12 protein-coding genes are annotated in these 13,568 nt (G+C 58.3%); 9 read left to right on the forward strand and 3 right to left on the reverse strand.

Annotated elements, in window-relative coordinates; genetic code table 11:
- Positions 1 to 8 precede the first annotated feature (8 nt).
- Genes SPG90_RS00090 through SPG90_RS00100 form a run of 3 tightly spaced genes read left to right on the forward strand, consistent with a single transcriptional unit; the run spans position 9 to position 3,439 of the window.
- Entirely contained in the window at positions 9 to 950 is a 942-nt protein-coding gene (locus tag SPG90_RS00090) for an ABC transporter permease (RefSeq protein WP_023310491.1), read from the forward strand.
- A 2-nt stretch (positions 951 to 952) separates the two neighbouring features.
- Positions 953 to 1,828: an ABC transporter permease gene (locus SPG90_RS00095; protein ID WP_322407809.1), complete on the forward strand. Its 876-nt coding sequence runs from the start codon at positions 953 to 955 to the stop codon at positions 1,826 to 1,828.
- Between the two features lie 9 nt (positions 1,829 to 1,837).
- Positions 1,838 to 3,439, forward strand: a complete 1,602-nt coding sequence (locus tag SPG90_RS00100) for a gamma-glutamyltransferase family protein (protein ID WP_322408151.1) — start codon at positions 1,838 to 1,840, stop codon at positions 3,437 to 3,439.
- Positions 3,440 to 3,496: 57 nt separating this feature from the next.
- Here SPG90_RS00100 and SPG90_RS00105 read toward each other — a convergent pair whose 3' ends face one another.
- Positions 3,497 to 4,267: an amidohydrolase gene (locus tag SPG90_RS00105; RefSeq protein WP_213750903.1), complete on the reverse strand. Its 771-nt coding sequence runs from the start codon at positions 4,265 to 4,267 to the stop codon at positions 3,497 to 3,499.
- A gap of 108 nt (positions 4,268 to 4,375) precedes the next feature.
- A complete protein-coding gene (gene fadE / locus SPG90_RS00110; RefSeq protein ID WP_029739697.1) occupies positions 4,376 to 6,820 on the reverse strand; it encodes an acyl-CoA dehydrogenase FadE in 2,445 nt (814 codons plus the stop codon).
- A gap of 239 nt (positions 6,821 to 7,059) precedes the next feature.
- Between fadE and lpcA the strand changes: the two genes are divergently transcribed.
- Positions 7,060 to 7,638 carry a D-sedoheptulose 7-phosphate isomerase gene (gene lpcA, locus SPG90_RS00115; RefSeq protein ID WP_010427884.1) on the forward strand — a complete coding sequence of 193 codons (579 nt, stop codon included), beginning with the start codon at positions 7,060 to 7,062 and terminating at the stop codon, positions 7,636 to 7,638.
- A gap of 150 nt (positions 7,639 to 7,788) precedes the next feature.
- Positions 7,789 to 8,556 carry a class II glutamine amidotransferase gene (locus tag SPG90_RS00120; protein ID WP_023310496.1) on the forward strand — a complete coding sequence of 256 codons (768 nt, stop codon included), beginning with the start codon at positions 7,789 to 7,791 and terminating at the stop codon, positions 8,554 to 8,556.
- On the opposite strand, the gene dpaA is transcribed toward SPG90_RS00120, so the two are convergent.
- Positions 8,527 to 9,267, reverse strand: coding sequence for a peptidoglycan meso-diaminopimelic acid protein amidase (dpaA, locus tag SPG90_RS00125; protein ID WP_248169910.1), 741 nt, complete (start codon positions 9,265 to 9,267; stop codon positions 8,527 to 8,529). The two genes, SPG90_RS00120 and dpaA, sit on opposite strands and share 30 nt — an antisense overlap.
- Before the next feature lie 298 nt (positions 9,268 to 9,565).
- Between dpaA and SPG90_RS00130 the strand changes: the two genes are divergently transcribed.
- The 4 genes from SPG90_RS00130 to SPG90_RS00145 are packed head-to-tail and all read left to right on the forward strand — an operon-like array spanning position 9,566 to position 13,566.
- On the forward strand, positions 9,566 to 10,909 hold the full coding sequence (locus SPG90_RS00130; protein WP_322407810.1) for a Na(+)-translocating NADH-quinone reductase subunit A: 1,344 nt from the start codon (positions 9,566 to 9,568) through the stop codon (positions 10,907 to 10,909).
- A gap of 3 nt (positions 10,910 to 10,912) precedes the next feature.
- Positions 10,913 to 12,148 (forward strand): NADH:ubiquinone reductase (Na(+)-transporting) subunit B, encoded by a 1,236-nt coding sequence (locus SPG90_RS00135; protein WP_045356216.1) that lies wholly within the window; start codon positions 10,913 to 10,915, stop codon positions 12,146 to 12,148.
- A complete protein-coding gene (locus SPG90_RS00140; protein WP_023310500.1) occupies positions 12,141 to 12,935 on the forward strand; it encodes a Na(+)-translocating NADH-quinone reductase subunit C in 795 nt (264 codons plus the stop codon). Before SPG90_RS00135 ends, SPG90_RS00140 begins: the two co-directional genes overlap by 8 nt.
- Positions 12,928 to 13,566 carry an NADH:ubiquinone reductase (Na(+)-transporting) subunit D gene (locus SPG90_RS00145; RefSeq protein WP_014882676.1) on the forward strand — a complete coding sequence of 213 codons (639 nt, stop codon included), beginning with the start codon at positions 12,928 to 12,930 and terminating at the stop codon, positions 13,564 to 13,566. Before SPG90_RS00140 ends, SPG90_RS00145 begins: the two co-directional genes overlap by 8 nt.
- The last annotated feature ends 2 nt before the right edge of the window (positions 13,567 to 13,568 follow it).

Raw genomic sequence — 13,568 nt, forward strand, 5'->3', positions numbered from 1 at the left:
GAGAACCCATGCTGGAACTGATTTGCAAACGTCTGCTGCTGGCTATACCAACCCTGCTGCTGGTGAGCATGATGGTGTTCGGACTGCAAAAGCTGCTGCCCGGCGACCCGCTGATCGCCATGGCCGGGGAGGAGCGCGACCCGGCGGTCATCGCCCAGTTGCGTGCGGAGCTGAACCTCGATGCGCCGATCCCCGTGCAGTATTTCCACTGGCTGACGCGGGCGCTGCAGGGCGATCTGGGCGTCTCCTTACGCACGCACGAACCGGTGACGCAGCTGATCGCCAGCAAGCTGCCGGTCACGCTGGAGTTGTCCCTGCTGGCGATGATTATCGCGCTGGTGTTTGGCATCAGCATGGGGATCCTCGCGGCGGTGAACAAAAACAGCTGGGTCGATCACGGGGCGAACTTCGTGGCGATCTCGGGGATCTCGATCCCGCACTTCTGGCTGGGGATCCTGCTGATACTGGTCTTTTCGGTGAACCTGCAGTGGCTGCCCGCATCCGGCTACGTGCCGTTCAGTGAAGATCCGCTTCAGAACCTGCGAACGCTGCTGCTGCCCGCGTCCGTGCTCGGAACCGGCCTCGCGGCGACGCTGATGCGCCACACCCGCGCCTCGATGATTGCCGTGCTGAAAGCGGATTACATCCGCACCGCGCGGGCGAAAGGGCTGCTGCCGAAGGCGGTGATCCTAAAGCACGCGTTTCGCAACGCGCTGGTGCCGGTCATCACCCTCACTACGCTGCTGTTCGGCGAGCTGCTGGGCGGCGCGGTGCTGACCGAGCAGGTCTTCACCATTCCGGGCTTCGGCAAGATGATCGTCGACTCGGTATTTAACCGTGACTACGCGGTGGTGCAGGGCGTGGTGCTGATCGTGGCGATCGGCTTCCTGATGCTGAACCTGCTGGCCGACGTGCTTTACGTCCTTATCAACCCGAAAATGCGAGGTTAACCATGGCGGAACTGACGACGCAAACCGTTACGCCCGCGCTGCCGCGCGCGCAAAACCGGGCGCTGAAGAAATTCCTCGCCAACAAAAGCGCGGTGATTGGCGCGGTGGTGGTGGGATTCTTTGTGCTGGTGGCGCTGCTGGCGCCGTGGATCGCCCCGTTCGACCCGGTCAAAGCCAACTTCCTGGCAGTGCGCAAAGCGCCGTCGGCGATGTACTGGTTCGGCACCGACGAGCTGGGGCGCGACATTTTATCCCGCATAATCTGGGGTGCTCGCACCTCGCTGATGGCGGGCTGTATGTCGGTCGTTATCGCGGTGGTCATCGGCGTGCCGCTGGGTCTGGTGGCGGGTTACTTCCAGAAGATGTGGGACGGAGTGATCTCGCGGTTTATCGAGGCGCTGCTGGCCTGTCCATTCCTGATCATGGCGATCGCGCTGGGGGCATTTTTGGGCCCGAGCCTGACCAACGCGATGATTGCCATCGGTCTTTCGGCGATGCCGATCTTCGCCCGCCTGACGCGCGGTCAGGTGATCGCTATTCGCAACGAAGAGTATATCGACGGCGCGCGGGCGATTGGTCTGCCGGATCGCTGGATTATCGTCAAATACGTCCTGCCGAACGTGATGTCGCCGATCCTCGTGCAGGCCACGCTGGCGATTGCCTCAGCGATTATCGCCGAAGCCAGCCTGTCGTTTTTAGGGCTGGGGCAGCAGCCGCCCAATCCGTCATGGGGCTCCATGCTCAACACCGCGAAAGGGTTTCTGGAGCAGGCGCCGTGGATGTCCGTTTTCCCCGGCGTGGCGATTTTCCTCGCCGTGCAGGGCTTTAATTTACTCGGCGACGGGCTGCGCGATGCGCTCGATCCGCGCCACGACTAAGGAGTCATGATGACCAAAGCGCTTGATTTTACGTCCGGTTACGCTTCACGCCGCCCGCCAATGATGGGCCGTAACGCCGTCGCCACGTCGCAGCCGCTGGCGGCACAGGCGGGAATGAAAATGCTGCAGCTGGGCGGCAACGCCGTTGATGCGGCCATTGCCGCCGCGATGGCGCTGACGGTGGTTGAGCCGACCGGCAACGGGATCGGCAGCGACGCCTTTGCCATCGTCTGGGACGGTGAAAAGCTGCACGGCCTGAACGCGTCCGGTCGTTCGCCTGCGAGCTGGCATGCGGATCTGTTTGCCGGAAAAACCGCGGTGCCGGAAATTGGCTGGGACGCGGTGACCGTGCCGGGCGCGGTATCCGGCTGGGTGGCGCTGGCGGAACGCTTCGGCACGCTGCCGCTGACCACGCTGGCGCAGCCTGCTATTGACTACGCGCGCAACGGTTTCCCTGTCTCCCCGCTGATTGGCCATCTCTGGCAGCGCGGCTATAGCAAGCTGAAAGATCAGCCGGGTTTTAGCGCCTGTTTCGCGCCGGAAGGCCGCGCCCCGCGCGTGGGGGAAATCTTCCGTAACCCGGCGCAGGCGAACTCGCTGGAGCTGATTGCCCGCACCAGCGGTGAAGCCTTTTACCGCGGCGAGCTGGCGCAGAAAATTGCCGCTTTCGCCAAAGAACACGGCGCACACCTGACGGCTGAAGATCTGGCAAACCATCGCGTGGACTGGGTAGAGCTGCTGTCGCGCGACTTCGCGGGCGGTTCGGTGCAGGAATTGCCGCCAAATGGCCAGGGGATCGCCACGCTGATTGCGCTCGGCATTCTGGAGCAGTGCGGCATTGAGCAGCATCATCCGGATTCCGTGCAGTCCCTGCACCTGTCCATTGAGGCGATGAAGCTGGCGCTGGCGGATCTCGACCGCTACGTGGCGGATGAAGACCATATGGCGTTCGCGGCGAAAGAGCTGCTGAGCGACCATTATCTGAAGTCGCGCGCGGCGCTTATCAATCACGAGCACGCCTCTGATTTTGTCTATGGTTCCCCGACCCAGAGCGGCACGGTCTACATCAGCACCGCCGACGCCAGCGGGATGATGGTGTCGTTTATTCAGTCCAACTACATGGGCTTCGGTTCAGGCATTGTGGTGCCGGATACCGGGATCAGCCTGCAAAACCGGGGATGCGGGTTTGTGCTGGATCCCAATCACCCGAACGCGCTGGCGGGCAGCAAGCGACCGTTCCACACCATCATTCCGGGCTTTGCGATGGACGGCAACGGCCAGCCGCTGATGTCCTTCGGCGTGATGGGCGGGCCGATGCAGGCGCAGGGGCACATGCAGATGGCGCTGCGCATTATGCTGCACGGGCAAAACCCACAGGCGGCAATTGATGCCCCGCGCTGGCGCGTGGTGCAGGGCAGGGAGGTGATCGTTGAATCGACCTTCGATCGCAATACCATCGCCGCGCTGCGCGAGCGGGGGCATCAGATCGTGGTGGAAGATCCGCTTCAGGATTACAACTTCGGCGGTGCGCAGGTGATTTACCGCCTGCCGGAAGGCCACTACGTGGCCGCGACGGAAAGCCGCAAAGACGGGCAGGCGCTGGTGAGTTAAAAGAAGCGAGCAACATTGGTAGGCCGGGTAAGGCGTAGCCGCCACCCGGCTTTTTTTTCACTCAATGCTAAACGGATCCGCATCCTGCCACGCCGGAAACTTCTCGCGATACTCCTGCAGCGCCGTCAGCGACAGCTCCGCATCAATGCGCGTCGCCTGATGCGGCTCGGCGGTGGCAATGATCTCGCCCTGCGGATTCACCACCCGGCTGTCGCCGCGGTAGTGATGCCCGTTGCCGTCGGTTCCCACGCGGTTACAGCCCACCACGTACGCCTGGTTCTCAATCGCGCGCGCCACCAGCAGTGACTGCCAGTGCAGGGAGCGCGGTGCGGGCCAGTTGGCAACATAAAGTGCCAGGTCGTAATCATTGCGGTTGCGCGACCACACCGGGAAGCGCAGGTCGTAGCAGACCAGCGGCAGAATACGCCAGCCGCGCCACTCGAACACCACGCGCTCGTGACCCGCTTCATAGTGATGATGCTCATCCGCCATGCGGAACAGGTGGCGTTTATCGTAAAAATGCACTTTCCCTTCCGGCTCCACCAACAGGAAGCGGTTCACCGGCCCGCGATCCGTTTGCAGGGCGGCGCTCCCGGCGATCAGCGCGTTGGTCTGCTGCGCTTTGGCGTGCATCCAGGCGACCACCTCATCCTGCGGCATTGACTGCTGTGCCGCTTCCATGGCGAAGCCGGTTGTGAACATCTCCGGCAGGACAATCACATCACGCCCGGTAATGTCTTCCAGTTGACGATCGAAGTGGCGCAGGTTGGCGGGGCCATCCATCCACACTAAAGGTTGCTGCAAAATCGAAATCTTCAAACCAGGCACGATACAGACTCCTCAAAAGACCGCTTTTTGACACTGTAGCACGTCATTACGAGAAAATGTGGCAATAAAAAACCCCGCGCGGGGCGGGGTTTGTATAAGCGAAACGCGTTACGCCGCTTCAGGCTTGCGGTGCTTCTCCGGCAGCTTTACCGGCTGCGTCGCCAGCTCGTCCGGTTCGAAATCATCCACGTTAATGCTGCGCAGACGGCTCTCTTCGGCTTTCACCAGCAGAGCGGCTTCATCTTTATTGATAATGCCGCCGGCCAGCGCCTGTTTTGCCAGTTCGTCCAGACGGGTAAACGGCAGGTTTTTGCCCAGCTGTTTACAGATTTTCTGGTGAATCGGATCGGCAGCCATCACGTCCAGCAGCGCCTCTTCCAGCAGACCCACCGGGTTATGCGGCGTCGGCGTCAGATACTGACCACGACCGATACGGGAGCGGGTTGCGCTCGGTACCTGCAGGATCTTCGCCACCTTGTGGTCCAGCTTGTCGGACGGCGCCAGATGGTGACGACCGGTCGGGAAGATCACCGCGCGCAGAGCGCCCGCCACGAAGCGGTTCGGGAAGTTCGCCAGCAGGTCGTCAATCGCCTGTTCAGCCTGATACATCGCATCCTGAACGCCCCAGTGTACCAGCGGCAGATCCGCTTCCTGACGGCCTTCATCGTCGTAACGCTTCAGGACCGCAGAGGCCAGGAAGATCTGGCTCAGCACATCCCCCAGACGGGCAGAAATACGCTCGCGACGCTTCAGGCTACCGCCCAGCACCGCCATGGAGACGTCAGACAGCAGAGCCAGGTTGGCGCTAAGACGGTTCAGATGCTGGTAGTAACGTTTGGTCGCATCGCCGGTCGGCGTCGCGCTGGTAAGACCGCGCGTCAGGCCCAGCCAGAAGCTGCGCACCTTGTTGCTGCCCACGTGACCGATATGTTTGAAGAGCAGCTTATCGAAGGCATCCACGTCGTTGTTCTGCGCGGCAGCCATCTCTTCCAGCACGTACGGATGGCAGCGGATTGCGCCCTGACCGAAGATCATCATGCTGCGGGTCAGGATGTTTGCCCCTTCCACGGTGATGGCAATCGGTGCGCCCTGATAGCCGCGCGCCAGGAAGTTGCCTTCGCCGAGCATAATGCCTTTACCGCCCGCGATATCCATCGCGTCAATGATCGACTGCTGCGCGCGGTGGGTACAGTGATACTTCACAATCGCGGACAGCACGGCCGGTTTTTCGCCCAGCATAATACCATAGGTAATCAGAGAAGCCGCGGCATCCATCACGTAGGCGTTGCCCGCGATACGCGCCAGCGGCTCTTCGATACCTTCCATCTTGCCGATGGAGATTTTGAACTGACGGCGGATATGAGCGTAAGCGCCAATCCCCATCGCGACCGACTTCAGACCGCCGGTTGAGTTCGACGGCAGGGTAATGCCGCGGCCCACGGACAGACATTCCACCAGCATACGCCAGCCCTGACCGGCCATTTTCGGACCGCCGATGATGTAGTCAATCGGCACAAAGATGTCCTGACCGCGGGTCGGACCGTTCTGGAACGGCACGTTCAGCGGGAAGTGACGACGACCAATTTCAACGCCTGGGGTAGAAGTTGGGATCAGCGCGCAGGTAATGCCCAGATCTTCTTCACCGCCCAGCAGTTTTTCCGGGTCAGAGAGCTTAAAGGCCAGACCCAGCACGGTGGCGATTGGCGCCAGGGTGATATAACGCTTGTTCCAGGTCAGGCGCATGCCCAGCACCTGCTCGCCCTGCCACTCGCCCATGCAGACCACGCCGGTGTCCGGGATCGCGCCTGCATCGGAGCCCGCTTCCGGGCTGGTCAGCGCGAAGCATGGGATTTCCTGACCGCGTGCCAGACGCGGCAGGTAGTGATCTTTCTGCTCTTCGGTACCGTAATGCTGCAGCAGTTCGCCCGGGCCTAAGGAGTTAGGCACGCCAACGGTAATCGCCAGGATCCCGGAGACGCCTGCCAGCTTTTGCAGGACGCGAGCCTGAGCGTAAGCGGAGAATTCCAGACCGCCGTACTCTTTCTTGATGATCATCGCGAAGAAGCGATGTTCTTTCAGATACGCCCACAGCTCTGGCGGCAGATCGGCCATTTCATGGGTGATGGCAAAGTCGTTGGCCATACGGCACGCTTCTTCCACCGGGCCGTCAATAAAGGCCTGTTCTTCAGCGGTCAGGCGCGGCTGCGGATAGTTATGCAGCTTTTTCCAGTCCGGGTTGCCCTGGAACAGATCGCCTTCCCACCAGGTGGTGCCCGCATCAATCGCTTCTTTCTCGGTGCGCGACATTGGCGGCATCACTTTGCGGAAGCCTTTGAACACCGGCGCAGAGATCATTGATTTACGCATCGGGGCCAGGTTAAACGGCAGAAGAATGATGGCAAGAGGGACTAAAAGCCAGATATTCCAGAGGCCTGCGACGCCAAGCGCAGCCGTCCAGGCCAGAAGAATCAGGCTGCTCAGGAATAAACTCACGCGGTGATAGAACAACACACCGAGCAGAACAACGGTTGCGAGAATGCTCAAAATCATCATAAAGAAAAGCTCCCTTGCTTGTAGGAGGTCTGACCACTTGTGATGATATGGTTGTAGTTGATGTTATTTCCTTTAGCAATGTGTTTACAAAATAATTACAACCTGGTTCACATTGTTCGCGTTTTAGCCGGCACAAAAAATCAAAACGCCGGACGTTTCGCATGGCTTTAGCTTCTCGCTTTTCCCGCTATCCGGTACACTCCACTGTGTTATTTCATCAATACTGAAGGATTATCCTCATGTACCAGGATCTTATTCGTAACGAACTGAACGAAGCGGCGGAAACGCTGGCGAACTTTCTGAAAGATGATGCCAATATTCACGCTATTCAGCGCGCAGCGGTCCTGCTTGCCGACAGCTTCAAAGCCGGTGGCAAAGTGCTCTCCTGCGGTAACGGCGGTTCCCACTGTGACGCTATGCACTTCGCAGAAGAGCTGACCGGACGCTATCGCGAAAACCGTCCGGGCTACCCGGCGATTGCGATTTCCGACGTGAGCCACATCTCCTGCGTAGGCAACGACTTCGGTTACGACCACATCTTCTCCCGCTACGTTGAAGCCGTAGGCCGTGAAGGCGACGTGCTGCTGGGGATCTCTACTTCTGGCAACTCCGGCAACGTGATCAAAGCGATCGCCGCCGCGCGTGAAAAAGGGATGAAGGTCATCACCCTGACCGGTAAAGATGGCGGTAAGATGGACGGTACGGCGGATGTCGAAATTCGCGTTCCGCACTTCGGTTATGCTGACCGTATTCAGGAAATTCACATCAAAGTGATCCACATCCTGATTCAGCTGATCGAAAAAGAGATGGTTAAGTAAGAAGGCTATTTTATTTGCCATTTTGAATCCGGGCAGTGCTCGAAATCCTCACGTACTACGTGTACGCTCCGGTTTCTGCGCGCTGTCCGAATCCAAACTGGCTGCAACAATTACGCCTTCCCGCGTTAAGGCGTTTTGTGGAGGTGCTGTATGTGCGAACTGCTCGGGATGAGCGCCAATGTGCCAACCGATATCTGCTTTAGCTTCACCGGGCTGGTTCAGCGCGGTGGAGGAACCGGGCCGCATAAAGACGGCTGGGGCATCACCTTCTACGAAGGCAAAGGGTGTCGCACGTTCAAAGATCCACAGCCCAGCTTTAACTCACCGATTGCCAAACTGGTGCAGGACTACCCGATCAAGTCCCGCTCGGTAATCGCCCACATCCGTCAGGCTAACCGTGGCGAAGTAGCGCTGGAAAATACCCATCCGTTTACCCGCGAGCTGTGGGGCCGAAACTGGACCTACGCGCACAACGGGCAGCTCACGGGCTATAAGTCGCTGGAGACGGGCAATTTCCGCCCGGTCGGCGAAACGGACAGCGAAAAAGCCTTCTGCTGGCTGCTGCACAAGCTGACGGAGCGCTATCCCCGCACGCCCGGCAACATGACTGCCGTATTCAAATACATCGCGACGCTGGCGTCTGAACTGCGTGAAAAAGGCGTGTTCAACATGCTGCTCTCTGACGGCCGCTATGTGATGGCGTTCTGCTCGACGAATCTGTTCTGGATCACCCGCCGTGCGCCGTTTGGCGTTGCGACGCTGCTCGATCAGGATGTGGAGATAGACTTTCAGAAGGAGACCACACCGAACGATGTGGTCACTGTTATCGCAACGCAGCCGCTGACGGGCAACGAAACCTGGCAAAAGATTATGCCAGGCGAGTGGGTACTATTTTGTCTCGGTGACCGTGTAATTTGACGCCAGCTGCGGGTGGACGACTTCGTGGCTCAGCGGTTTGCTGACCACGTAACGGCCATCGACGATAGAGACCACCGGTGGCTTGTGGGTCTGCTCAAAGTAGTCGTAACCCGGCTTCAGCTGTTTCCAGAAATCCGCGTAGTATGAGTACTTGTGACGCGCCATGTTGGCGTCCGTCATGCGGAACGGATAGATGCTGACCTGTACGTTAGGCTGCCCAAAGACCAGCGCGCCCGTCACGAACTGGAAAATCTCATCAATGCCGGAGTCGGTCATCGCATAACAGCCGATAGACACGCAGGCACCGTGGATCATCAAATATTTACCTTCATAACCGTGTGCACGGTCATAGGCATTCGGGAAGCCGATGTTAATGGCTTTATAGAAGCGGCTGTCAGGCTTGAGCTGGCTGCGCTGAACGTTGTAGAACCCTTCCGGACTTTTGAAATCGCCCTGACGCTGTTTTGGCCCCAGTCCGCCGGAGTAGTTACAAATTTTGTAACTATCAAGCAGCTGATATGTCTCGCCCATTTTGACAAACAGATCGAGAGTGCGCTCTTCCTTGAAGATCTGAATATAAACCGGCGATCCCATTAACTGCTGTTTATATTCCTTGCTGACCGGCGTCGTTGAGCTATTACTGCTGAGCAGTCCGGCAAACGACATGCACGGCATCAGAAGCATCGCAATGAACAATGCGATTTTACGCATACTACTAGTTCCTTGATAAAACCATGACCAACTTGCCAGGACGGCAAAAGAGACCCGAAATCAGATTATTCTGTTAGGAGCGCTCACATTAGCACCGCTATAGATTTTCGCAAGAGCCGGGCGGTGAGTTTACAAATTAGTTTTACTTTATAAACCATCAAAATTGCGATGGCTCCAGGAACTTTGCGCATTAGCTCGCAATTTGGCGCGCGCGACGGCGGATTCCCTGCCCGCGGGAAGGGGAAAATGTTACACTTTGCGCCCACTGGATTGTTGTTCATGGAAACCTGCTAACCACATGTTTAAAATTAAAAAAGGACTTGATCTGCCGATTGCAGGCGTGCCAGCGCAGCACGTTTCGACAGGCGCAAGTGTCCGTCATGTCGCCATTTTGGGCGAAGACTACCTGGGTATGCGTCCTTCAATGCTGGTACAGGAGGGCGATCGCGTTATCAAAGGACAGGCGCTCTTTGAGGACAAAAAAAATCCCGGCGTGATGTTCACAGCCCCCGCGAGCGGCACCGTTGTGGCCATCAACCGTGGCGAGCGGCGCGTTCTGCAGTCGGTGGTTATCCGCATTGAGGGCGATGACAAGCGTGAATTTGCCCATTACGACGCCGCAGAGCTCGCGTCGCTGAACCGTAACGCCGTTCAGGATCAGCTCCTGGCGTCCGGTTTATGGACCGCGCTTCGTACGCGCCCCTTCAGCAAATCCCCTGTTCCGGGCACGGAGCCGGCCGCGATTTTCGTCACGGCCATCGACACCAACCCGCTCAGCGTGGACCCGGAACCGGTTATCCTGGCGCAGCGAAAAGCTTTTGATGCAGGACTCACAATTCTAACCCGCCTCACGCCCGGAAAAGTGCACGTTTGCCAGGCCGGCGGCGGCAAGCTTGGCGGCCATCCTCTGGGGCTGGTCACGTTTAATGAATTTTCTGGCCCGCATCCGGCGGGGCTGGCCGGGACGCACATCCATTTCCTTGAGCCAGTCAGCCTGACGAAACAGGTCTGGCACCTTAACTATCAGGACGTCATCGCCATCGGTAAGCTCTTTACTACGGGTGAACTCTGCGCTGAACGGATAATCGCCATCGGCGGACCGCAGGCTGCAAATCCGCGCCTGGTGAAGACGCTGCTGGGCGCTGACATCAACGAACTGCTGGTGGGGGAAACGAAAGAGGGCGAAAATCGCCTGATTTCCGGATCGGTCCTCAGCGGTCGCCATGCTGCCAATGCGCACGCGTACCTGGGACGTTTCCATTTGCAGGTCAGCATTGTGCAGGAAGGGCGGGAGAAAGAGCTGTTTGGCTGGGTTCTGCCAGGCGCAGAAAAATACTCCGTCACCCGAACCACGCTGGGCCACTTCCTGCGTAATAAGCTGTTTAACTTCTCAACCAGCACGCACGGTGGCGAGCGCGCCATGGTCCCGATTGGCAACTACGAGCGCGTCATGCCGCTGGATATTCTTCCCACCGTGCTGCTGCGCGATCTTCTGGCCGGCGATACCGACGGCGCGCAGGCGCTGGGCTGTCTGGAGCTGGACGAAGAAGATCTGGCGCTCTGTACCTATGTCTGTCCGGGCAAATACGAATATGGACCGGTATTGCGCGAGGTGTTAACCCGCATTGAGCAGGAAGGATAACCGATGGGCTTAAAACACCTCTTTGAAAAAATTGAGCCGCACTTTACCGAAGGGAAGCTCAAAAAGTACTACCCGTTATATGAAGCAACGACGACCATTTTCTACACGCCGGGCCTGGTGACGAAAGGGGCGGCGCACGTTCGCGATGCCATCGACCTGAAACGCATGATGATTCTGGTGTGGTTTGCCGTCTTCCCGGCGATGTTCTGGGGCATGTACAACGTTGGCCTGCAGACCATTCCGGCGCTGCACCACATGTACGATGCACAGCAGCTGGCGCAGGTGATCCAGTCCGACTGGCACTACCGTCTGGCCCAGTCGTTAGGGGTGAACTTTGCGCCAGACGCGGGCTGGATCAGCATGATGACGCTGGGCGCGGTGTTCTTCCTGCCGATTTACATCACGGTATTCGTCGTGGGCGGCTTTTGGGAAGTGCTGTTTGCCATTATCCGTAAACATGAGATCAACGAAGGCTTCTTCGTTACCTCTATCCTGTTTGCCCTGATTGTTCCCCCGACGCTTCCGCTCTGGCAGGCGGCGCTTGGCATCAGCTTCGGCGTGGTGATAGCCAAAGAGATCTTCGGCGGCACCGGGCGGAACTTCCTCAACCCGGCGCTGGCGGGACGCGCGTTTCTGTTCTTTGCTTATCCGGCGCAAATCTCGGGCGACCTCGTGTGGACGGCGGCAGACGGTTTTTCCGGCGCGACGCCGCTTTCACAGTGGGCGGCACACGGCGGCGAAACGCTGGTTAACAACGCAACGGGTCAGCCAGTCACCTGGTTTGATGCCTTTATTGGCAATATTCCGGGCTCTATCGGAGAAGTCTCTACGCTGATGATTTTGCTTGGCGGCGCGATCATTCTTTTTGGTCGCGTGGCCTCCTGGCGGATCGTTGCGGGCGTGATGATCGGCATGGTGCTGACCGCCACCCTGTTCAACGTTATCGGTTCGACCACCAATCCGATGTTCTCCATGCCGTGGTACTGGCATCTGGTGCTGGGTGGCTTCGCGTTCGGCATGATGTTCATGGCGACGGACCCCGTCTCTGCCTCGTTTACTGACAAAGGTAAATGGAGCTATGGCGTGCTCATTGGCGCGATGTGCGTTCTGATCCGCGTGGTCAACCCGGCGTATCCGGAAGGGATGATGCTGGCCATTCTGTTTGCCAACCTGTTTGCGCCGCTCTTCGATTACCTGGTGGTGCGGGCCAACATTAAGCGGAGGAAGGCGCGTGGCTGAGGTTAAAAATAACGACAGCATCAGCAAAACGCTGCTGGTGGTGCTGGTGCTCTGTCTGGTCTGTTCTATTGTCGTGGCCGGTTCCGCCGTGGGGTTAAAACCCCTGCAGCAGGAGCAACGTGCGCTGGATAAACAGCGCAACATTCTTGCCGTTGCCGGGCTGATGCAGGAAGGAATGAGCGCAGATGACGTTTCGGCCGTCTTTGCTGAACGTATTTCGGCGCGTCTGGTGGATTTAAAAACGGGTGAACTGCTGGATAAAGACCCGGCAAAATTCAACCAGGCGCTGGCGCTTAAAGATCCGCAGATGAGCCTGACGCTGGAGGCATCGCAAGATCCCGCCGGGATTAAGCGTCGCAGCAACCTGGCCGAAATCTATCTGGTTCGCGACCCCCAAAAACGTATTCAGGAAGTGGTACTGCCTATTTACGGTAACGGTCTGTGGTCAATGATGTACGCGTTTGTGGCCCTTGATACCGATGGGCGCACCGTAAAAGGCATTACGTATTACGACCAGGGCGAAACGCCGGGGCTGGGTGGCGAAGTTGAGAACCCTAACTGGCGGGCACAGTTTGTCGGCAAGAAAGTGCTCGACGATAACGGTCTGCCTGCGCTGAAGGTGATGAAAGGGGCGGCACGTCCCGGTGACGACTACGCCGTTGACGGGCTTTCCGGCGCTACGCTCACATCAAAAGGCGTGCAGCACAGTTTTGATTTCTGGATGGGCGAGCTGGGCTTTGGTCCTTTCCTGAAAAACGTTCGTGAAGGAGCGCTGAACAATGGCTGATACCGGTGAACTGAAAGAAGTTAAAAAGGTGCTCATTGGCCCACTGTTAGCCAATAACCCGATCACGCTCCAGGTGCTGGGCGTCTGTTCCGCTCTGGCGGTAACGACCAAGCTGGAAACGGCGGTGGTGATGACGCTGGCGGTCACACTGGTCACGGCATTCTCCAGCATGTTTATCTCAATGATCCGCCACCACATTCCCAACAGCGTGAGGATCATCGTACAGATGGCGATCATCGCCTCGCTGGTGATCGTGGTCGATCAGCTGCTGCGCGCCTTCGCCTATGAAACCTCAAAGCAGCTCTCGGTGTTTGTCGGGCTGATCATTACCAACTGTATCGTCATGGGGCGTGCGGAAGCCTACGCCATGAAAATGCCGCCGCTGGCGAGCTTTATGGACGGCATCGGCAACGGCCTTGGCTACGGCGTGATCCTCCTGACCGTTGGGTTCCTGCGCGAGCTGATTGGCAGCGGCAAGCTGTTTGGCATCACGGTGCTGGACACGGTGCAGAACGGCGGCTGGTATCTGCCAAACGGCCTGTTCCTGCTGGCTCCTAGCGCATTTTTCATTATCGGTTTGTTGATCTGGCTGATTCGTACGCTGAAGCCAGAACAGCAGGAAAAGGAGTAACC

The sequence above is a fragment of the Enterobacter sp. D2 genome (assembly GCF_034427575.1).
Taxonomy (GTDB): domain Bacteria; phylum Pseudomonadota; class Gammaproteobacteria; order Enterobacterales; family Enterobacteriaceae; genus Enterobacter; species Enterobacter cloacae_M.